Raw genomic sequence first — 20,000 nt, 5'->3', positions numbered from 1 at the left:
CCCTCTGTTCATAGTCTCTTCGTATTTCTCGCAGTCTATAGATTGTAAAAAGTGAAAGTTATGTGTGGCTTTGCCATGCAAGAGTAGGTCACCGCCAGGGGCTTTATCCCAAAAACCTCCACCCGACACGGTGGGGGTTTTTTCTTGGTCGGCTGTTGCTGCGACGATTGCCGATCGTCGCAGCAACAGGTCACCGCCAGGGGCCTTACCCCGAACACCCTCACCGGAAACGGTGGGGGCGTTTCTTTTGGGTGCTCGGGCAGCTCCGTGACGCCGGTCGATAGTTCGTCCTCCGGGCGCGACACGAGGTTCGTTGCGTTTTGTCGGCCGTCGCGCTTCACGACACGGGCCGACCGGCCGCAAGGGCGGCGTGCTAGCGTGTCATGCGATTGCCGGCTCGGCGCAGGCGAGGGCGATGATGGCGGAGCATGACACGGACATCCTGATCGTCGGTGGCGGCATCAACGGTGCGGGGATAGCACGTGATGCCGCTGGCCGCGGACTTTCGGTGACGCTTTGCGAGCAGGATGATCTGGCCGGGCACACCTCCAGCGCGAGTACCAAGCTGATCCACGGCGGATTGCGCTACCTGGAACAGTACGAGTTCCGGCTGGTGGCGAAAGCGTTGGCCGAGCGCGAGGTCGTCATGCGGCTTGCGCCGCATATCTCCTGGCCGCTGTTGTTTGTCCTTCCGCACGAATCGCATCTGCGGCCGGCCTGGATGATCCGGCTCGGCCTGTTGTTGTATGACAGTCTGGGGGCCGGACATCGGACGCTGGCCGATTCGCGCGCCGTGGATTTGCGCAGCCATGTCAGCGGCGTACCGTTGAAAAGCATGTATGCACGTGGCTTCGTGTATTCCGATGGCTGGGTGCAGGATGCGCGCCTGGTCGTGCTCAATGCCATGGATGCGCGCCGGCTCGGTGCCGATGTCCGGGTGCGCACGCGCTGCGTCTCCGCTCGCGTCGAAGATGGCATGTGGCAGGCTCGACTGCTTGGTGCCGATGGGCAGGCGCGCCTCTGCCGTGCCAAGGTGCTGGTCAATGCGTGCGGCCCGTGGGCCGGGCGCTTCCTGGGTGACGTGCTGAGCTGCGATCGCCATCCACGCGTGCGGCTGGTGAAGGGCAGCCACATCGTGCTGCCCCGGGTGTTCGAGCACAACCACGCCTACATCTTCCAGCAGCCCGATCGACGCATCGTGTTCGCGATCCCCTACGAGGATGACTACACCCTGGTGGGCACCACCGATCTCGACTATACCGGCGACCCCGCGAACGTCGTGATCGGTACGGACGAGGTCCGCTATCTGTGCGACGCCGTCAACCGCTATTTCCGCACGCCGGTGCAGCCGGCGGATGTCGCGTGGAGCTACAGCGGCGTGCGGCCGCTGCTGGACGAGGATGGCAATGCCAGCGCGGTCAGTCGGGACTATCGCATCACGCTGGACCACAAACAGGGTGCGCCGTTGCTGAGCATCTTCGGCGGCAAGATCACCACCTACCGGCGGCTTGCCGAGGAAGCGGTGGATCACCTGGCTGAGGTCCTGCAGCCCGAGCGGGCGGCGTGGACCGCTGACGGCGACCCCTTGCCGGGCGGCGACTTTGCCGATGCCGAACGACTGCTTGCAGCCTGGTCGCAGCGTTGGCCCTGGTTGCCCTCCGCACTGGCGCGACGGTGGTTGCGGCACTACGGCACCTGCACCGAAACCCTGCTCGGCGAAGCGCGCGCCGTGGGTGATCTGGGTGAACACTTCGGCGCCGACCTCTACCAGCTCGAACTGGATTACCTCATCCGTGCGGAGTGGGCGCGCAGTGGCGACGACGTGCTGTGGCGACGCACCAAGCTGGGTTTGCGCCTGAGTTCCGGGCAGCGCAACCAGGTACAGGCTTACGTGGCCCGGATGGTTCCGCTGCTGGTGGACGCCACGGCGCAGGCAGCGGGGGCGCGATCGGCATGAAAGCGAAGGGTCCTTTCGTAGTAGCCATCGACCAGGGCACCACCAGTTCGCGCGCGATGATTTTCGACGCACAGGGCGGCGTGGTGTCCTCGGCGCAGCGCGAGTTCGAGCAGATCTTTCCGCGTTCGGGCTGGGTCGAGCATCGCCCGCGCGACATCCTCACCAGCGTCCAGGTCACCCTGACCGAGGCGATGCACAAGGCCGGGATCGAGGCGTCGGCGGTGGCCGGCATCGGCATCACCAATCAGCGCGAAACCACCGTGGTGTGGGATCGCGCCAGCGGCGAGCCGGTGTACAACGCGCTGGTGTGGCAGTCGAGGCATTCGGCGGAACTGTGCGAGGCCATGCGCAGCGAGGCTGTCGACGCGCTGGTGCGCGAGCGTACCGGTTTGCTGCTGGATGCCTATTTTTCAGCGACCAAGCTGAAATGGCTGTTCGAGCACGTCGAGGGGGTGCGCGAACGGGCGCAGCGGGGTGAATTGCTGTTCGGCACGATCGACAGCTGGCTGGTGTGGAACCTCACCGGCGGTCGCACCCACGTCACCGACGTGACCAACGCCTCGCGCACGCTGTTGTATGACATCCATCGGCAAGGCTGGGACGAAGACCTGCTGGCCCTGTTCGGCGTGCCCGCCTCGATGTTGCCGCAGGTGCGCGGCTGCAGCGAAATCTACGGACGCATCGAGCCGAAGTATTTCTTCGGTCGCGACGTGCCGATCTGCGGCATCGCGGGCGATCAGCAGGCCGCCCTGTTCGGCCAGGCCTGCTTCGAGCCGGGCATGGCCAAGAACACCTACGGCACCGGCTGCTTCATGCTGATGAACACCGGAGCCAAGGCGGTGCCGTCACGGCACGGCCTGCTGACCACACTGGCCTGGAAGCTGGGCGACGAGGTGGAATACGCGCTCGAGGGAAGCATCTTCGTGGCCGGCTCCGTGGTGCAGTGGTTGCGCGACGGCTTGCGCCTGCTGGATCGGGCCGAGCAATCGCAGGCCAGCGCCGAGAGCGTGGATTCCACCGAAGACGTCTACCTGGTGCCCGCTTTCGCCGGGCTGGGCGCACCGTATTGGCGCAGCGACGTGCGCGGCGCGATCTTCGGCCTCTCTCGCGGCACCAGCCGGGAGCACCTGGTTCGTGCCGCGCTGGAGTCGATGGCCTACCAGACGCGTGACGTGCTGGCCGCAATGGAGGCCGACGCCGACATCGCGCTGAAGGAGTTGCGCGCCGACGGCGGCGCGATCGGCAACGATTTCCTGGCCCAGTTCCAGAGCGACATGCTGGGCGTGCCGCTGCTGCGGCCGCGCATCACCGAAACCACCGCGCTGGGCGCAGCCTACCTGGCCGGCCTCGCCGTCGGCGTCTGGGACAGCCGCGAGCAGATCGCGCGGTTGTGGCAGCAGGATCGCCGCTTCGATCCCGCGATGGAGGCGTCGCGTCGTGAGCGCCTCTACCGCGGCTGGCAGGCGGCGGTGCAAGCCACGATGGGATTTCCCGCGAGCTGATCTGCGCTCAGTCCAGCGCGTAGCCGAACTGGTCGGCGAACTCCGCGGCGAACTCGGCGTAGCTGAAACGCTGGTTCTGGGTGCCGGGGTGCTCGACCTTCAGCGCGCCCATCAGCGAGGCGATCCGGCCGGTGGTGGGCCAGTCCTTGCCGCGCATGATGCCGAACATCAGACCGGCCCGGTAGGCGTCGCCGCAACCGGTCGGGTCGACGATGACGCGCTCGCGCGCCGGCGGGATGTGGTGGCTTTCATCGCCAACGTGAATGATCGAGCCACGCGGGCCCTGGGTCACGATATAGGCGGTGACCTGGCTGGCGATTTCCGCCGCGCTCCAGCCGGTGCGCGTCTGCAGCAGCTGGGATTCGTAGTCGTTGACGATCACGTAGGTGGATTTGGCGATCATCGAGCGGAACTCGTCGCCATTGAACAACGGCATCGCCTGGCCGGGATCGAAGATGAACGGTACGTCGCGCGCGGCGAACTCGTCGACGTGCTGCAGCATCGCCTCGCGGCCATCGGGCGCCACGATCGCGAAGTCGATCTGCGGGATGTCGCGCACGTGGTTTTCCTGCGCGCTGGACATCGCGCCGGGGTGGAAGGCGGTGATCTGGTTGTTGTCCAGGTCAGTGGTGATGAAGCACTGCGGGGTGAACTGTTCGTCGAACACACGCACGCCGTCGAGCCGGATGCCACAGTCTTCCATGTGCTGCCGGTAGGGCGCGAAGTCCTGGCCCACCGCTGCCACCGGCAGCGGATCGCCGCCCAGCAGCTTGAGGTTGTAGGCGATGTTGCCGGCACAGCCGCCGAACTCGCGCCGCATGGCCGGCACCAGGAACGACACGTTCAGGATGTGCATCTGGTCGGGCAGGATGTGGTTCTTGAACTGATCCTGGAACACCATGATGGTGTCGTAGGCCAGCGATCCGCAGATGACGGCAGGCATGGTGCGAGAAAACCCCCGGTGTGAATGGGAGGCTGCGGACGCGCGCCCGGGCGGGCGGAACCGGGTCCCTGCAGCCAAAGGCCGTCATCGTACCGCCATCCGCCCGCGCTGGCGACTTCGCGACCTGCGTCGCAGTTCAGTTCACGGCGCAGGAAAATCGCTTATGGCCGTGTTGTACAAGGGTTTCTTAACTTGTTTTTCCTTGCGCGGAGGGGTGGGCCTGACTAGACTGGCGAGCTTGTCTGTTTAGCCTGGCCGACCTACGGCGGACCCATGTTCAAGAAGTTCCGCGGCATCTTTTCCAACGACGTTTCCATCGACCTCGGCACGGCCAACACGCTGATCTATGTGCGTGGGCAGGGCATCGTGCTGAACGAGCCCTCGGTGGTGGCCATCCGGCAGGATCGCGGCCCCGGCGGCCCGCGCACGATCGCGGCGGTAGGCGGCGACGCCAAGCGCATGCTGGGCCGCACGCCGGGCAACATCGCCACGGTGCGGCCGATGAAGGACGGCGTGATCGCCGACTTCACCATGACCGAGGCGATGCTGCAGCACTTCATCAAGCAGGTGCACAAGTCGCGCTTCCTGCGCCCGAGCCCGCGCGTGCTGGTCTGCGTGCCGTGCGGTTCGACCCAGGTCGAGCGCCGCGCCATCAAGGAATCGGCCGAGGGCGCCGGTGCCCGCGACGTGTTCCTGATCGAGGAGCCGATGGCCGCGGCGATCGGTGCCGGCATCCCGGTGCACGAGGCGCGCGGCGCGATGGTGCTGGACATCGGCGGCGGTACCTCCGAGGTGGCGGTGATCTCGCTCAACGGCATCGTCTACTCGCAGTCCGCCCGTGTCGGCGGCGATCGTTTCGACGAGGCGATCATCAACTATGTGCGGCGCAACCACGGCACCCTGATCGGCGAATCCACCGCCGAGCGGATCAAGCTGCAGATCGGCTGCGCGTTTCCGCAGGACGACGTCAAGGAGATCGAGATCTCCGGGCGCAACCTGGCCGAGGGCGTGCCGCGCATGTTCACGATCAACTCCAACGAGATTCTCGAGGCGTTGCACGAGCCGCTGGCCGGCATCGTGGCGGCAGTGAAATCGGCGCTGGAGCAGACCCCGCCGGAGCTGTGCTCCGACGTGGCCGAGCGCGGCATCGTGCTCACCGGCGGCGGCGCGCTGCTGCGCGACCTGGACCGGCTGATCTCCGAGGAAACCGGCCTGCACGTGCAGGTGGCCGACGACCCGCTGACCTGCGTGGCCCGCGGCGGCGGCAAGGCGCTGGAGCTGATCGATCAGCATGGCAGCGACTTCTTCTCGCCCGAATAGCGCGCGGCAACGGGGGCCGCGATGGCGCGCGCACGCGAAGGTTCTTCCCCCCTGTTTGCCGGCAACGCGGCCGGCACGCTGCGGCTGATCGTCTATCTGGCGCTGGCGGTGGTGCTGATGGTGCTGGACCAGCGCAATGGCTGGCTGTGGCAGTTGCGCTCGGCTGCATCGGCGGTGGTCGAACCGGTTTATCGGCTGGCCGGCCTGCCCGCGGCCGGCGTGCGTACCCTCGGCGTCGCCTTTGCCGATCGCCAGCTGCTGACCTCGCAGAACCAGCGCCTGCGCGAGGACCTGCTGCTGGCCAACGCCAAGTTGAACCGCATGGCGGCGGTTGCCGAGCAGAACGAACGGCTGCGGCGGCTGCTCGATACCCAGCACAGCCTGAAACTCAACGTGCAACTGGCGCGGGTCATCGGCGTGGATCTGGGCGCGTACCGCTACGAGCTGACCTTGAACATGGGTTCGCGGGACGGTGTCGAACCGGGGCAGCCGGTGATCGACGCCCACGGCGTGATGGGGCAGGTGAAGGCCGTGCTGCCGCACACCGCCGTGGTGATGCTGATCACCGACCCCTCGCATGCGATCCCGGTGACGATCGCGCGTACCGGCTTGCGCACGGTGGCCTACGGTTCGCGCGACGGCGACCAGCTGAGCCTGCCCAACCTGCCGCTGGCGGCCGACGTGCGCGTGGGCGACAAGCTGCTCACTTCGGGCATCGGCGGCCGGTTTCCACCGGGGTTTCCGGTGGGCCGGATCGACAGCGTAGCGCCGGCGCCCACCGGCATGTTCCAGGTCGCCCTGGCCACGCCGGCGGCGGACCTCGATCGCAGCACCGATGTGCTGCTGCTGCACGACCAGGCCGAACCCAAGGGACCGCCCGACCTTCCCCTCCCGGCGGGACCGCCGCAGGACCTCGCGCCGGCCGCTTCGGCCAGCGGGTCGGCGCCGGCGGTGCGCACGGGCCCGGCCGGCGGAGCGCTGCGATGAGCCGCGCCCGGCTGAGCCAGTGGTGGTTCATCGGCACGCTGGCCGCATCGCTGCTGCTGATGCTGGTGCCGCTGCCCGGCGTGCTGGAGCCGTTCAAGCCGTACTGGCCTGCGCTGGTGCTGCTGTACTGGGCGCTGGAATCGGAAGACCGGGTGAGCCTGGGCCTCGCCTTCGGCGTGGGTCTGTTTGCGGACCTGCTCGATGGCGTGCTGCTGGGCGAGCAGGCGCTGCGCCTGTGCGCGCTGGTCTTCATCACCGTGCACTTCCGTTCGCGGCTGCGCTTCTTTCCGATGTGGCAGCAGGCGCTGGCAGTGCTGGCCTTGCTGCTCAACGACCGCATCCTGCTGCTGCTGGTGCGCATGCTGGCCGGCGCCTCGCTGCCGCCGGCGAGCTGGTGGATTTCCCCGTTCGTCGGTGCGGCGCTGTGGCCGTTCCTGTTCCTGTTGCTCGACGACCTGCGCGCGCGGCTGCGGATCCAATGAAGCATGATCCAGTGAGCATGAGCCGGTGAGATGAAGAGTCGCCGCGCGCTCAAGAATGTCCGTGACGAGACCGCGCTGTTCCGCCGCCGCGCGCTGGTGGGTTTCGTGCTGATCCTGCTCGGCCTGGTCGGCCTGGTCGGGCGCTACATGGTGCTGCAGGTCACGCGGCACGCCGAGTTCGCCACCCGTTCGATCAACAACCGGGTCAAGCCGCGCGCGATCCCGCCGGCGCGCGGCCTGATCTACGATCGCAACGGCGTGGTGCTGGCCGACAACGTGCCGGCGTTCCGGCTGGAAGTGGTGCCGGAGCAGGTCAAGGACATGCCCGCGCTGCTGGCGCGGCTGGGCCAGGTGGTGCCGCTGGACCAGGACGACATCGACGCGTTCAACAAGCAGCTGCGGCAGAGCCGGCGCTTCGACAGCGTGCCGCTGAAGATGCACCTGACCGAGGACGAGATCGACCGTTTCGCGGTCAATCGCTGGCGTTTTCCCAACGTCGACGTGGTGCCCTACCTGACCCGGCATTATCCGTTCGGCTCCTTGTTTGCCCACGTGGTCGGCTACGTGGGACGCATCGATGCGGACGACCTGCAGCGGCTGGATCCGGACCGCTACCAGGGCACCAGCCATGTCGGGCGCAGCGGCGTGGAGCGTTCCTACGAGGATCTGCTGCACGGCAAACCCGGCTACGAACTGCTGGAGGTCAACGCCGATGGCCGTACCCAGCACGTGCTGGAAACCCATGCGCCCACGCCCGGCCGCAGCCTCTACCTGAGCATCGACGTGCGCATCCAGAAGGCCGCCGAGGCAGCGTTCGAAGGGCGCCCCGGTGCGGCGGTGGCGATCGACCCGCGCAACGGCCAGGTGCTGGCGATGGTCAGCGTGCCCACGTTCGACCCCAACCTGTTCGTCAACGGCATCAGCCAGGCCGACTACCGCGCGCTGACCACCAACCCGGACAAGCCGCTGTACAACCGCGCGCTGCGCGGCGTCTATCCGCCGGGTTCGACGGTGAAACCGTTCCTGGCACTCGGCGGGCTGGAACTGGGCCTGCGCAAGCCGTCGGATACGGTGTTCTCCAACGGCCAGTTCTGCCTGCCGGGGCAGACGCGCTGCTACCGCGACGACAAGCGCGGCGGCGACGGCACGGTGGACATGGTCACCGCGATCGAGAAGTCGACCAACACCTATTTCTACAAGCTGGCGCTGGACATGGGCATCGACCGGCTGAGCCAGTGGATGGGCCGCTTCGGCTTCGGGCGCAAGACCGGCGTCGACCTGATCGGCGAGTCCGACGGCATCCTGCCTTCGCGCCAGTGGAAGGCCACCAGCAGCAAGCAGCCCTGGTATCCCGGCGAAACGGTGATCGCCGGCATCGGCCAGGGTTACTGGGCGGTTACCCCGCTGCAGCTGGCCCACGCGGTGGCGACCCTGGCCGGCGGTGGCGTGCCGTACCTGCCGCGGCTGGGCCTGGCCACCAGCACGGTGGGCGAGGCGCAGCGCCAGCCGCTGCCCAATCCACCCGGTGCCACCCTGATCCGCCAGCGCGGCGACTGGGCGGTGATCAACGAAGGCATGCGCGCGGTGATCACCGACGGTACCGGCAGGGGGCTGAACGACGGCTTCCCCTACGCGATCGCTGGCAAGAGCGGCACCGCCGAGCGCTATTCGCGCACCAGCGACGCGTACGACACCAATCGCAGCACCGCGTATCTGGCCACCCGCCATCGCGCCTGGTTCATTGCCTACGCGCCGGCCGACCACCCGCAGATCGCCGTGGCCGTGGTGCTGGAGCAGGGTGCCTGGGGCGCTTCGGCGGCCGGGCCGATCGTGCGCAGGATCCTCGATGCATGGCTGGCCACCCGCCATGGCGTGCTGCCCGGCGCCGAGCGGCTGCCGGATGCCGCCGCGCTGCCGTCCGGCACGCCGGCGCCGGCCGGGTCGGTCGTCGAGGACTTGCCGGTGTCCGCCAGCAGCGGGGTGCAGCCATGATCGGTGTACTGCGCGTGCGCCTGCGCCGCTTCGCGCACCGGGTGATGACCCGGCGGCGGATCGACCTGCCGCTGGCCGCCGGCCTGTTCTTGCTGGCCTTGATCGGCCTGTCCACGTTGTACAGCGCGGGCGATCGCAGCCTTGCCCTGGTCGGCGGCCAGGCCGCGCGTTTCGTGCTGGGTGGCGCCTTGCTGCTGCTGGTCTCGCGCATCCCTCCATCGGTGCTGCGCAGCTGGACGCCGGGCCTCTACGCCGTCAGCGTCGCCTTGCTGGTGGTGGTGGCGATCCTCGGCGAAGGGCGCGGTTCGATGCGCTGGCTCGACCTTGGCGTGATGCGCTTCCAGCCGTCCGAACTGCTCAAGCTGACCACGCCGATGATGGTGGCCTGGTACCTGCACCCGCGGCAGCTGCCGCCGGGTTGGAAGGACATCGCGGTGGTCGGCATCCTGATCGCCATTCCCGCCGGCTTGATCGCCGAGCAGCCGGATCTCGGCACGGCGGTGCTGGTGGCCACGGCCGGCGCGTTCGCGCTGTTCCTCTCCGGCATGGCGTGGTGGCGCATCGGATTGCTGGTCGGCGCGGTGGTGGGCATGATCCCGATCGGCTGGCACTTCCTGCACCAGTACCAGCGCGACCGCGTGCTGACCCTGCTCAATCCGGAATCCGATCCGCTGGGCAACGGCTGGCACATCATCCAATCGCAGATCGCGGTGGGCTCCGGCGGCGTGTTCGGCAAAGGTTGGCTGCACAGCACGCAGTCACGGCTGGATTTCCTGCCCGAGCACACCACCGATTTCATCTTCGCGGTGTTCTCCGAGGAGTTCGGCCTGGTCGGCGTGTGCGCATTGATCGCGCTGTACGCATTCATCATCGGCCGCTGCCTGTGGATCGCGATGGAGGCGCGCGATACGTATTCGCGCCTGCTGGCCGGCGCGATCGGCATGAGCTTCTTCGTCTACGTGTTCGTCAACGGCGGCATGGTCGCAGGCATGTTGCCGGTGGTCGGCGTGCCGATGCCGATGATCAGTTACGGCGGCACGTCGGCGGTGTCCCTGCTGACCGGTTTCGGCGTGCTGATGTCGATCCATGCAAACCGCAAGAGTCACATCTGAATCGCGCCACGTGCGTGCCACGCGATGGTCCGAAGTCGCCGCGGCTCGCATGGTAGGCTTTCGATGAACCCGATTTTTCCCCAGCGAAGGCCTTGCATGTCCGTGCATCCCGTGTCCCGTCTGTCCTGTTGTCTGCTGGTCTTGCTGTTCTGGATGGCTGGAACGAACACGGCGCTGGCCGCCCATCCGGGCCAGGCGGAGCTGGTGCGGGAGGTGGCGCGCGACACCGGCCAGAGTCCGGCGGCGCTCAACGCACTGCTCGACGGCGCCACCATGCAGCAGTCCATCCTCGATGCGATCAGCCGCCCGGCCGAGGCCAAGCCGTGGAAGGACTACCGCCCGATCTTCCTCACCGACGCCCGCATCGATGGCGGCGTCGCGTTCTACCAGCAGCATCGTGCGCTGCTCGACCGGATCGCGACCGAGTACGGCGTGGCACCGCAGTACATCGTGGCGATCATCGGCGTGGAGACCAACTACGGGCGCATCGTGGGCCGCTACAAGGTGCTCGATGCGCTGGTGACGCTGGCGTTCTACTACCCGCCGCGCGCGCCCTTTTTCCGTGAACAGCTGAAGGCCCTGCTGGAGCTGCCCGCCAGCCAGCTGGCCGGGCCGCTGGACAGCCTGCTCGGCTCCTATGCCGGCGCGCAAGGCTGGGGCCAGTTCATGCCTTCGAGCATCCGCGACTACGCGGTCGACGAAGACCACGACGGCCGCATCGACCTGCATGACTCGGCCGCCGACATCCTGGCCAGTGTCGCCAACTATCTGCATGGGCACGGCTGGGAGTGCGACGCCCCGGTGGTCGCGCGGGCGCAACCCGATGCCAGGGCGCACGCGAACGACCTCAACGAGCTCACGCCGAAGCATCCGCTGGAACAGTACGAGGCCTGGGGCTATGCGCCGCTGCAGCGGCTGGATCCGGGCCGGCCCGCCAGCCTGCAGCAACTCGAAGGCCCCACCGGGCCGGAGTACTGGTTCACCTTCCAGAATTTCTACGTGATCACCCGTTACAACCGCAGCCCGCTGTACGCGATGGCCGTGGAGCAGCTGGCGCAGGCGATCGCTGCCGGCGTGGCGCAGGCGGACGCGGCGCGGTGAGGCTCGTTGCCGTCACCGCCGTGCTCGTGGCCGGCCTGCTGCTCGCGGCGTGCAGCGGGTCGCGCAGCCGGCCGGGGTCGGCCGGTGCGGCTCATCGCGGAGTGTCCGGCACGACATCCCCGGCCGGTGAGGGCGGCATCCGCGATGACCTCAGCCGTCCGCAGTCCAGCCGCTATCGCGACGGCAACGACAGCGTGCCGCCGCCGATCGACGTCAGCAAGTTGCCCGAGCCGGTGCCGAAGGCCGAGCCGCACTCGCGCTATGGCAACAAGTCGCCCTATACCGTGCGCGGCAAGACCTATCGGGTGTTGTCCACGGCGCGCGGCTACGACGAGCGCGGCATCGCCTCGTTCTACGGCAACAAGTTCCATGGCTACAAGACCTCCAACCTCGAAACCTACGACATGTACGCGTTCAGTGCGGCCAGCACCACGCTGCCGCTGCCCAGCTACGCGCGGGTGACCAACCTGGAGAACGGCAGGAGCGTGACCGTGCGGGTCAACGATCGCGGCCCGTTCCACGACAACCGGCTGATCGACCTGTCCTACGCCGCCGCGGTGAAGATCGGCATCTGGCCCAAGGGCACCGGCCTGGTCGAGGTGCGCGGCATCGACCCGGCGCGTCCCGCGCAGGAACTGCCGCCGCCGGAGGCGGTCTCAGGCAGACATCCGGGAATCTACCTGCAGGTGGGTGCGTTCGCCGACATGGCCAACGCCGATCGCCTGGCCCGGCGTCTGCGTGCGGCCGACCTCGGCACGGTGCAGGTGATCGACGGCGTGGTGCATGGCCAGCGCCTGCGCCGCGTGCGGGTGGGCCCGCTGGACAGCGTCGATCGCGCCGACGAAGTCAGTCGCCGGATCGAACGCATGGGTCTGCCTTCGCCGCAGGTCGCGGTAGACTGAGCAGGATTTGCGCAGGCTTCCTTGTCACTTCGGCGCGCGCCACGCCGATCCTTGAAAAACCGGACTCGAAAACACGATGAACCTTCTTCGACGCACCCTGATGCCGTTTGCCGCCACTGCCGTCCTGCTTGTCGGCGTCGCGATGGCGCAGACCCCGCCCCACCCGTCGCCCGTGCCGCGCCCGGCGATGCCGGCCGCACCGGTGCCGCCGCCGCCGGAAGTCGACGGCGCCAGCTGGGTGCTGATGGACTATGCCACCGGCCAGGTACTCGCCTCGAAGGATCCCGATGCACGCCGCGCGCCGGCGTCGCTGACCAAGGTGATGACCGATTACGCGGTGTCGGCCGAGCTCGCCAACGGGCGCATCCATGCCGGCGACATGATCACCATCAGCGAGCATGCCTGGCGCGGCGGCGGCGCCGGCACCGACGGCTCCACCAGCTTCCTCAAGCTGGGCAGCCAGGTGTCGCTGATGGACCTGCTCAAGGGCATGATCGTGCAGTCCGGCAACGACGCGGCGATCGCGCTGGCCGAACACACCGCCGGCTCGGAGGATGCCTTCGCCAGCCTGATGAATGCCTACGCCAAGCAGCTGGGCATGACCAACACGCATTTCTCCAACGCCTCCGGCTACCCGGTGGAGAACCACTACAGCTCCGCGCGCGACATCGCCATCCTGTCACGCGCGCTGATCCACAATTTCCCCGAGGATTACGCGATATCGGCCATCAAGTCGTACGAGTGGAACGGCATCAAGCAGCAGAATCGCAACGAACTGCTCTGGCGTGATCCGGCGGTGGACGGCATCAAGACCGGGCATACCGCGGAGGCGGGTTTCTGCCTGGCGGCGTCGGCCAAGCACGGCGACGAGCGCATGATCGCGGTGGTGATGGGCGCCAGCTCCAACAAGGCGCGCGCCGATTCGGCAATGGCCCTGCTCAACTACGGTTTCCGCTTCTACGAGACGCACAAGCTGTACGACACCAGCAAGCCGCTGGCGACGCCGCGACTGTGGAAGGGCGAGGCCGATACGCTGCCGATCGGCGTGGCCAACGACGTGCTGGTCACCGTCAAGACTGGCCAGTACGACAAGCTCAAGGCGGTCATGGACATTCCCTCGACCCTGATCGCGCCGTTCAAGAAGGGCCAGCAGATCGGCAGCCTGCGCATCAGCCTGGATGGCCAGGCGCTGCAGACGGTGCCGCTGATTTCGCTGGCCGACGCGCCGCAGGGCGGCTTCTTCTCGCGCCTGTGGGACAGCATCCTGCTGTGGTTCCACAAGGACACCGGCAACACCGAGCAGGCGCCGAGCGCCAAGTGATGCAACCGATCGACTTCGACAAGGCGAAGCAGCAAGGCAAGGGCTTCCAGTTCCCTGGCGAGTTCGAGATCACCGCCGTGGGCAGCGCCAGCGCCGACCTGCCCCGCCACGTGCCGCAACTGCTCGAACGGGCCGGCCTGCACGTGCTGCACGAAACCGTGCGCCACCGCCACTCCGGCGCAGGCAATTTCGTCTCGGTCACCGTCACCTTCCGCTGCGACAACCGCGAGCAGTACGAGGCCGCGCATCACGCGCTGCGCGCCGATGCGGATATCCGGTACACGTTGTGAAGCCGGGGTCCTGGATGCGGCATCGGGGATTCGCCGCCGCCGCGTCCCGAATCCCCGCGCCGGCATGAACCCGGCGGCGCTCCATCCCGAAGCAGTGCGAGGCAGCAAGTTCGCGTGACACCCGATTCCCCCATCCCGCATCCCGAACGCCCGCCACTGCGCGTCCGCCATCTTGGCCGCCAGCCTTACGCGGCCACGTGGCAGGCGATGAGCGCATTCACCGACAACCGCACGGCGGACACGCCGGACGAGCTGTGGCTGCTGGAGCACGACCCGGTGTTCACCCTGGGCCAGGCCGGCAAGATGGAACACGTGCTGGCGCCGGGCGACATCCCGGTGATCCCGGTCGACCGCGGCGGCCAGGTGACCTACCACGGGCCCGGCCAGATCGTCGGCTACCCGCTGATCGACCTGCGCCGGGCCGGCGTGGGCGTGCGCGAACTCGTGCGGCGGATCGAGCAGGCGCTGATCGACACGCTGGCGCACTGGCAGGTCGCGGCGGAACGGCGCGAAGGCGCTCCCGGCGTGTACGTGGGCGAGGCCAAGATCGCCGCGCTCGGCCTGCGCGTGCGCCGGGGTTGCAGTTTCCACGGACTGGCCTTCAACGTGGCCATGGACCTGGAGCCGTTCGGGCGCATCAACCCTTGCGGTTACAAGGGTTTGGCGGTCACACAACTGCTAGACTTGGGTGGTCCGTCGCAGCTGGCGGACGTCGAGACGGTCCTGGCGGAGGAGTTTTGTCGCCAGTTCGGCTTCGCCGCCGTTCCCGCTGCCCCCCTGATCCCCGAACTCCCCGCGCGTGCAGCGGTCTGAACCCTCACCCATGAGCGAAACCGGCGTTCCCTTGTCCAAATCCATTCCGATCCAGGTCGTGGCCGGCACCGGCGCGGTGGAGAAACAGCTCGGCAGCGACAAGATCGCGCTGAACCGCGCCGGTTTCGACACCAGCGTGCCGACCTTGCGCAAGCCGAACTGGATCCGCGTGCGGCTGCCGCAGGGCAACGCCGTGCAGCAGCTGAAGGCCCGTCTGCGCGAGAACGCGCTGGTCACCGTGTGCGAGGAGGCCTCCTGCCCCAACATCCACGAGTGTTTCAGCCACGGCACCGCCACCTTCATGATCCTCGGCGAGGTGTGCACGCGGCGCTGCTCGTTCTGCGACGTGGCGCATGGCCGGCCGCAGCCGCCGGATGAGCTGGAGCCGGCGCGCCTGGCGCAGACCATCGCCGACATGCGGCTGAAGTACGTGGTGATCACCTCGGTCGACCGCGACGACCTGCGCGACGGCGGTGCGGCGCACTTCGCCAGCTGCATCCGCGCGGTGCGCCACGCCAGTCCGAACATCCGCATCGAGATCCTCACCCCGGATTTCCGCGGCAAGGGCCGCATGGAACGTGCGCTGGAGATACTCGAGGCGTATCCACCGGACGTGTTCAACCACAACCTGGAAACCGTGCCGCACCTCTACCGCGAGGTGCGCCCCGGCGCCGACTACCAGTGGTCGCTGGACCTGCTCAAGCGCTTCAAGGCGCAGCACCCGGAGGTGCCGACCAAGTCCGGCATCATGCTTGGCCTGGGCGAGACGCAGGAACAGGTGCTGCAGACGCTGCGCGATTTACGCGCCCACGACGTGGAGATGATCACCATCGGCCAGTACCTGCAGCCCACGCCACACCACCATCCGGTGTTGCGCTACTGGACGCCGGATGAGTTCGATGCGTTGCGCCAGGCCGGCGAGGCCATGGGCTTCCATCACGTCGCCTCCGGCCCGCTGGTGCGATCGTCCTATCACGCCGACCTGCAGGCCCATGCAGCCGGTGTCACCGAATTCGCCTGAGAGCATCCATGAAACTTCGCCCCGCACTGGTCCTGCTGTTCGCCCTCTCCGCCGGCTGCGTCTACGCACAGTCCGCGGCTGACCTGGGCGCCGGTCCCAAGCCCCGCAAGGCGGCCACCTGGCCGCTCGAGCCCACCGCCGAGCAGGCCCAGGCCGCGCAGTTGTCCGCGCGCTTCCTGACCCGCTTCCATTACGACGCCCAGCCGCTGGATGACGCGATGTCCGCGCGCATCTACAAGGCGTATTTGAAGATGCTCGATGGCGACAAGGTGTTCTTCACCCAGGCCGACATGGACAAGTTCGCGCCGCTGAAAACGAAGTTCGACGACGCGATCTGGAACAGCGACCTGTCCGCTCCCTTCGCCGTCTTCAACCTGTACGTGCAGCGTGCCGTGCAGCGCATGACCTATGCCCGCAGCCTGCTGAAGGACGGCTTCGACCTCAGCCGTGACGAGAGCTACGACGTCGACCGCAAGGACGCCGCGTGGCCGAAGGACAAGGCCGCGGCGGACGACCTGTGGCGCAAGCGCACCAAGAACGACTGGCTGCGCCTGAAGCTGGCCGGCAAGGACGACGCCGACATCCGCAAGACGCTGGACAAGCGCTACAGCGGCTACATCGACCGCATCCGGCAGATCAACAGCGCCGATGCGTTCCAGACCTTCATGAACGCCTACGCCGAATCCACCGACCCGCATACCGACTACCTCGGCCCGGAGGCGGCGGCCAACTTCGACATCGCGATGAGTCTGTCGCTGCAGGGCATCGGTGCGCAGCTGCAGTCGCGCGACGACTACACCATGATCGTCAAGCTGATCGCCGGCGGCCCGGCGATGAAATCGCACAAGCTCAAGCCGGGCGACCGCATCGTGGCGGTGGGCCAGGGCGACAAGGGCGCGATGGTCGACGTGGTCGGCTGGCGCATCGACGACGTCACCGCGCTGATTCGCGGCAAGAAGGGCACCGTGGTGCGGCTGGAAGTGCTGCCCGCCGATGTCGGCCCCGACGGCAAGCACGAGCTGCTCACCCTGGTGCGCGACAAGATCAACCTGGAGGACGCCGCGGCCAGCAAGAAGGTCATCGAGATCAAGGACGGCGGGGTCACCCGCAAGATCGGCGTGATCGACCTGCCTTCGTTCTACTCCGACTTCGGCGCGCGCAGCGCCGGCGACAAGGATTTCCGCAGCACCACCCGCGACGTGGCCAAGCTGATCGCCGAGCTCAAGCAGGAAGGCGTGCAGGGCATCGTGGTGGACCTGCGCAACAACGGCGGTGGCTCGCTGGCCGAGGCGGATTCGATGACCGGCCTGTTCATCGACAAGGGCCCGGTGGTGCAGGTGCGTGGCTCGCACGGCGAAGTGCAGGTGCAGGGCGACGACGATGCCGGCCTGAGCTGGAGCGGCCCGCTGGCCGTACTGGTCAACCGCGGCACGGCCTCGGCTTCGGAGATCTTCTCGGCGGCGATCCAGGATTATCACCGCGGCCTGGTCATCGGCGAGCCGACCTTCGGCAAGGGCACCGTGCAGACCCTGGTGGACCTGGACAAGTTCGCCTCCGGCGACAGCGAGAAACCGCAGCTGGGCGAACTGAAGATGACGATCCAGGAGTTCTTCCGCATCAATGGCGGTTCCACCCAGCTCAAGGGCGTTACCCCCGACATCGGGTTCCCGAAGAACGGCGACGAGAAGGACTTCGGCGAATCGACTTACGACAACGCGCTGCCGTGGACGCAGATTCCGCCGGCCGACTACGAGCCGGTGGCGAACCTCTCCGCCTACCTGCCGCAGCTGCTCAAGCAGCACGACCAGCGCGCGGCGCAATCGCCGGCCTGGAAGCTGATGCTGGACGAGCTGGCGCAGTACAAGAAGATGCGCGACATGACCTCGATCTCGCTGAACCTGGCCACCCGCGAAGCCGAACGCAAGCAGCAGGAACAGATGCAGGCGGCGTTCCGTGCGCGGCACGTCGCCATCGACGGCAGCGACGCGGCCCTGCCCGAGGCCGGCAGCAACCTGGACGACGGCCTCAACCCGAACGAACGCAGCATCAAGAGCGAGCTGAAGGAAGAGAAAGACGCCAAGAACGCCAAGGACCCGCAGCTCGAGGAAACCGCGCACATCCTGTTCGACGCGATCGGCATGATCAAGGCCGACCCGAAGCTGGCCAGCGAAGTGCTGCCCTACGGCGGCAAGTTCTCGCCGCGCGCACTGGCCAGCGTATCCACTCCCGCGCCGTCCGCGAGCAGCCCGGCGCACTGAGCATCCCGCTCCGCACGACGACAACGCGGCATCGTCTGTCGTCGTGCGTGCGGAGTCTGCGAGTCGCAGACGCTGCCCCCGCGAGCCGGTTCCTACCCGTCGTAGCCGAAGCGTTCGAGCCATGGCTGCAACACGGGCAGCACCGGCTCGAAGTGCTCGCGGTAGTCGCGCCAGCGCCCCACTGCCTTGCGGTAGACGCCGCGGGTGACCTGCGCGTAGCTGGGCGTGCTGATGTGCTTCTCGCGTGCATGCTCGGCGAAGCGCCGCAGGGGCACGGCGTCAGCCAGGTCCAGGAACTGCGCCAGTCGCGTCGCCTGGTCGCCGAACTGCTCGACCACGGATTCGTAGCGCCACTCCAGCACCTGCGGCGCGAACACCTCGACATCGCGCTGCCACTGGGTGAAGGCGCGCGCGTAGCCATGCGCCAGGCGCGGCAGGGAGGAGCACAGCACCATGAACGCCGGCGAGCGGAACGATTGCATGCTGCAGCTGAGCAACACGTCGCAGGGATGGCGCAGGCAGAGGATGATCCGTGCCTGCGGAAACAGCCGCATGATCATCGGCAGGCACTGCATGTTCAGCGGGTTCTTGTCGACCAGCCGGCGCGCGCCAAGGTCAGGGCGCACTTGCGCGACCCGCCGGCGGTAGCTGCGGCGCAGGGCATCGGCATCGTCCTGGCTCAATGAGGCGAGATCGGCGGGATAGCGCTGGCCGACCCGCTCCATGCTTTCGATCAGCTCATGGATGTAGGCGCGCTCGTCCATGGACTGGAAATCCGGGTGGGCGTCGAGCATCTGTTCCAGCAAGGTGGTACCCGAGCGCGGAAAGCCGACCACGAAGACCGGGCTTTCCCGCGGGCCCGGGGCGCGCAGCTCGGTCCAGCGGGCGTAGTCGTGCGGTTCGACCACGCAGTCCGCCAGCGGCAGCGGCTGGCTGTCCGCCGCCAGTCGCTCCGGCATCACCTGGCGGGCAATCTCCAGTTGTGCCGCGTGCGCCGCCTCCAGCGCGTCCCATGCCTCGTCGTGGCGACCCAGCCGGTCGCAGGCGATGGCGAGGCCGAAACCGACGCTGGCCCGGCTTTCGTCGTCGAGCGGCAGCGCCAGCACGCGCCGGTACAGCGCCGCTGCCTCGGCGTGCGCGCCGTTGCGCGAGGCCATCGCGGCGTGCGCGCGCCAACCGTCGGCGCGCGCCTGCACGGCGTCCGGCGGCAGGGCGTCGATCGCGGCCAGCGGCAGCTGCTGCAGTTCCTCCTGCGCGCGTTCGACCTGGTTGCTGCGCTCGTGCAACACCACGCGCTGGGCGGCGATGCGCAGGCGCAGCGGGGCGGCGGCAGCCTCTGTCGGCGGCAACTGCGCGCGCGCGAGTGTGCGCAGGGCCGCCTCGGAGGCCCCCTGCACGGACAGCATGGCGGCCAAGATCAGCGCCTGTTCGGCCGGTTGCGGGGGCCACTCGCCGGCGCCGTCGAGCATTTCCTCCTGCGCTGCATTGTCGCCGCAGACGTAGCAGGCGTAGGCCGCCTGCAGGCGGGCCTCGATGAATGACGGGGCGAGGCTGGCCGCTTCCAGCAGTGCCTGCCGTGCCGCCGGCCAGTCGCGTTGCTGGGTGTACAGCAGGCCGAGGTTGTAGTGCACCTCCGCATCGCGCGGCGCGAGCTGCCGGGCCTGGCGCAAGGCCTGCCCTGATGCGGCGAGGTCACCGGCCAGGCGAGAGGCCACGCCGAGGTTGTTCCAGTAGGCCGAGACGGCCGGTCGCAACCGGCACAGGCGGCCGAACGTGGTCGCCGCCTGCGCGTACCGGCCGGTGGCCTGCTGCGCCACGCCGAGCAGGACGAGCGCGCCCTCGTCGTCACCGGCGCCCTCCGTCGCCTGCGCCGCGAGTTCGATGACGCGTTCCGCATCGCCCGCATTCCACGCGCTCGCCATGGCGGCGGCCAGCGTGCTGGCCGGAGTGCTGGGCGGATCGGCGGCGGGCGGGTGCGGGGGCATGCAGCCTCGGTGGG

At 68.0% G+C, this 20,000-nt stretch carries 16 protein-coding genes; 14 read left to right on the top strand and 2 right to left on the bottom strand.

Annotation, left to right across the window (positions count from 1 at the left end; genetic code table 11):
• Nucleotides 1-418: 418 nt before the first annotated feature.
• Together glpD and glpK are read left to right on the top strand one after the other, a co-directional pair.
• The gene (glpD, locus tag B1991_RS15585) at nt 419-1,957 is read left to right on the top strand and encodes a glycerol-3-phosphate dehydrogenase (RefSeq protein ID WP_136259599.1); all 1,539 of its coding nucleotides are present in this window, start codon (nt 419-421) and stop codon (nt 1,955-1,957) included.
• Nucleotides 1,954-3,459, top strand: coding sequence for a glycerol kinase GlpK (gene glpK / locus B1991_RS15580; protein WP_136259596.1), 1,506 nt, complete (start codon nt 1,954-1,956; stop codon nt 3,457-3,459). Before glpD ends, glpK begins: the two co-directional genes overlap by 4 nt.
• 7 nt (nt 3,460-3,466) lie before the next feature.
• Here glpK and B1991_RS15575 read toward each other — a convergent pair whose 3' ends face one another.
• Nucleotides 3,467-4,402, bottom strand: a complete 936-nt coding sequence (locus B1991_RS15575) for a carbohydrate kinase family protein (RefSeq protein ID WP_136259595.1) — start codon at nt 4,400-4,402, stop codon at nt 3,467-3,469.
• A 273-nt stretch (nt 4,403-4,675) separates the two neighbouring features.
• Between B1991_RS15575 and B1991_RS15570 the strand changes: the two genes are divergently transcribed.
• The 12 genes from B1991_RS15570 to B1991_RS15515 all read left to right on the top strand — a co-directional run bounded on the left by B1991_RS15570 (nt 4,676) and on the right by B1991_RS15515 (nt 18,001).
• Entirely contained in the window at nt 4,676-5,722 is a 1,047-nt protein-coding gene (locus B1991_RS15570) for a rod shape-determining protein (protein WP_136259594.1), read from the top strand.
• 21 nt (nt 5,723-5,743) lie between these two features.
• A complete protein-coding gene (mreC, locus tag B1991_RS15565; RefSeq protein ID WP_136259593.1) occupies nt 5,744-6,709 on the top strand; it encodes a rod shape-determining protein MreC in 966 nt (321 codons plus the stop codon).
• Nucleotides 6,706-7,191 (top strand): rod shape-determining protein MreD, encoded by a 486-nt coding sequence (mreD, locus tag B1991_RS15560; protein ID WP_136259592.1) that lies wholly within the window; start codon nt 6,706-6,708, stop codon nt 7,189-7,191. Before mreC ends, mreD begins: the two co-directional genes overlap by 4 nt.
• A gap of 30 nt (nt 7,192-7,221) precedes the next feature.
• Complete coding sequence (gene mrdA, locus B1991_RS15555) at nt 7,222-9,183, top strand: penicillin-binding protein 2 (protein ID WP_136259591.1); 1,962 nt, start codon at nt 7,222-7,224, stop codon at nt 9,181-9,183.
• Nucleotides 9,180-10,295, top strand: a complete 1,116-nt coding sequence (rodA, locus tag B1991_RS15550; RefSeq protein ID WP_136259590.1) for a rod shape-determining protein RodA — start codon at nt 9,180-9,182, stop codon at nt 10,293-10,295. Before mrdA ends, rodA begins: the two co-directional genes overlap by 4 nt.
• A gap of 96 nt (nt 10,296-10,391) precedes the next feature.
• Complete coding sequence (gene mltB, locus B1991_RS15545; RefSeq protein WP_136259589.1) at nt 10,392-11,396, top strand: lytic murein transglycosylase B; 1,005 nt, start codon at nt 10,392-10,394, stop codon at nt 11,394-11,396.
• On the top strand, nt 11,393-12,298 hold the full coding sequence (locus B1991_RS15540; protein WP_136259588.1) for a septal ring lytic transglycosylase RlpA family protein: 906 nt from the start codon (nt 11,393-11,395) through the stop codon (nt 12,296-12,298). Before mltB ends, B1991_RS15540 begins: the two co-directional genes overlap by 4 nt.
• Before the next feature lie 76 nt (nt 12,299-12,374).
• Nucleotides 12,375-13,619 (top strand): D-alanyl-D-alanine carboxypeptidase family protein, encoded by a 1,245-nt coding sequence (locus tag B1991_RS15535; protein ID WP_136259587.1) that lies wholly within the window; start codon nt 12,375-12,377, stop codon nt 13,617-13,619.
• Nucleotides 13,619-13,909: a YbeD family protein gene (locus B1991_RS15530; RefSeq protein ID WP_136259586.1), complete on the top strand. Its 291-nt coding sequence runs from the start codon at nt 13,619-13,621 to the stop codon at nt 13,907-13,909. The genes B1991_RS15535 and B1991_RS15530 overlap by 1 nt, the downstream gene beginning before the upstream one ends.
• 156 nt (nt 13,910-14,065) lie before the next feature.
• Nucleotides 14,066-14,722, top strand: a complete 657-nt coding sequence (gene lipB, locus B1991_RS15525; RefSeq protein ID WP_136259598.1) for a lipoyl(octanoyl) transferase LipB — start codon at nt 14,066-14,068, stop codon at nt 14,720-14,722.
• Nucleotides 14,723-14,732: 10 nt separating this feature from the next.
• The gene (gene lipA, locus B1991_RS15520) at nt 14,733-15,743 is read left to right on the top strand and encodes a lipoyl synthase (protein ID WP_136259585.1); all 1,011 of its coding nucleotides are present in this window, start codon (nt 14,733-14,735) and stop codon (nt 15,741-15,743) included.
• Between the two features lie 8 nt (nt 15,744-15,751).
• Complete coding sequence (locus B1991_RS15515) at nt 15,752-18,001, top strand: carboxy terminal-processing peptidase (RefSeq protein WP_136259584.1); 2,250 nt, start codon at nt 15,752-15,754, stop codon at nt 17,999-18,001.
• A gap of 92 nt (nt 18,002-18,093) precedes the next feature.
• On the opposite strand, the gene B1991_RS15510 is transcribed toward B1991_RS15515, so the two are convergent.
• Nucleotides 18,094-19,986, bottom strand: coding sequence for a sulfotransferase (locus B1991_RS15510; protein WP_246031199.1), 1,893 nt, complete (start codon nt 19,984-19,986; stop codon nt 18,094-18,096).
• Nucleotides 19,987-20,000: the final 14 nt, after the last annotated feature.

Origin of the sequence: Rhodanobacter lindaniclasticus (genome assembly GCF_004799035.1) — a bacterium.
GTDB lineage: Bacteria > Pseudomonadota > Gammaproteobacteria > Xanthomonadales > Rhodanobacteraceae > Rhodanobacter > Rhodanobacter lindaniclasticus.
The sequence above is the reverse complement of the archived record's forward strand: the minus strand, read 5'-3'. Positions and strand labels throughout refer to the sequence as shown.

What these genes read in the sequence shown, in the direction of transcription:
- glpD (WP_136259599.1), top strand. Translation starts at nt 419, where the DNA reads ATGGCGGAGCATGACACGGACATCCTGATCGTCGGTGGCGGCATCAAC.
- glpK (WP_136259596.1), top strand. Translation starts at nt 1,954, where the DNA reads ATGAAAGCGAAGGGTCCTTTCGTAGTAGCCATCGACCAGGGCACCACC.
- B1991_RS15575 (WP_136259595.1), bottom strand. Translation starts at nt 4,402, where the DNA reads ATGCCTGCCGTCATCTGCGGATCGCTGGCCTACGACACCATCATGGTG.
- B1991_RS15570 (WP_136259594.1), top strand. Translation starts at nt 4,676, where the DNA reads ATGTTCAAGAAGTTCCGCGGCATCTTTTCCAACGACGTTTCCATCGAC.
- mreC (WP_136259593.1), top strand. Translation starts at nt 5,744, where the DNA reads ATGGCGCGCGCACGCGAAGGTTCTTCCCCCCTGTTTGCCGGCAACGCG.
- mreD (WP_136259592.1), top strand. Translation starts at nt 6,706, where the DNA reads ATGAGCCGCGCCCGGCTGAGCCAGTGGTGGTTCATCGGCACGCTGGCC.
- mrdA (WP_136259591.1), top strand. Translation starts at nt 7,222, where the DNA reads ATGAAGAGTCGCCGCGCGCTCAAGAATGTCCGTGACGAGACCGCGCTG.
- rodA (WP_136259590.1), top strand. Translation starts at nt 9,180, where the DNA reads ATGATCGGTGTACTGCGCGTGCGCCTGCGCCGCTTCGCGCACCGGGTG.
- mltB (WP_136259589.1), top strand. Translation starts at nt 10,392, where the DNA reads ATGTCCGTGCATCCCGTGTCCCGTCTGTCCTGTTGTCTGCTGGTCTTG.
- B1991_RS15535 (WP_136259587.1), top strand. Translation starts at nt 12,375, where the DNA reads ATGAACCTTCTTCGACGCACCCTGATGCCGTTTGCCGCCACTGCCGTC.
- B1991_RS15530 (WP_136259586.1), top strand. Translation starts at nt 13,619, where the DNA reads ATGCAACCGATCGACTTCGACAAGGCGAAGCAGCAAGGCAAGGGCTTC.
- lipA (WP_136259585.1), top strand. Translation starts at nt 14,733, where the DNA reads ATGAGCGAAACCGGCGTTCCCTTGTCCAAATCCATTCCGATCCAGGTC.
- B1991_RS15515 (WP_136259584.1), top strand. Translation starts at nt 15,752, where the DNA reads ATGAAACTTCGCCCCGCACTGGTCCTGCTGTTCGCCCTCTCCGCCGGC.
- B1991_RS15510 (WP_246031199.1), bottom strand. Translation starts at nt 19,986, where the DNA reads ATGCCCCCGCACCCGCCCGCCGCCGATCCGCCCAGCACTCCGGCCAGC.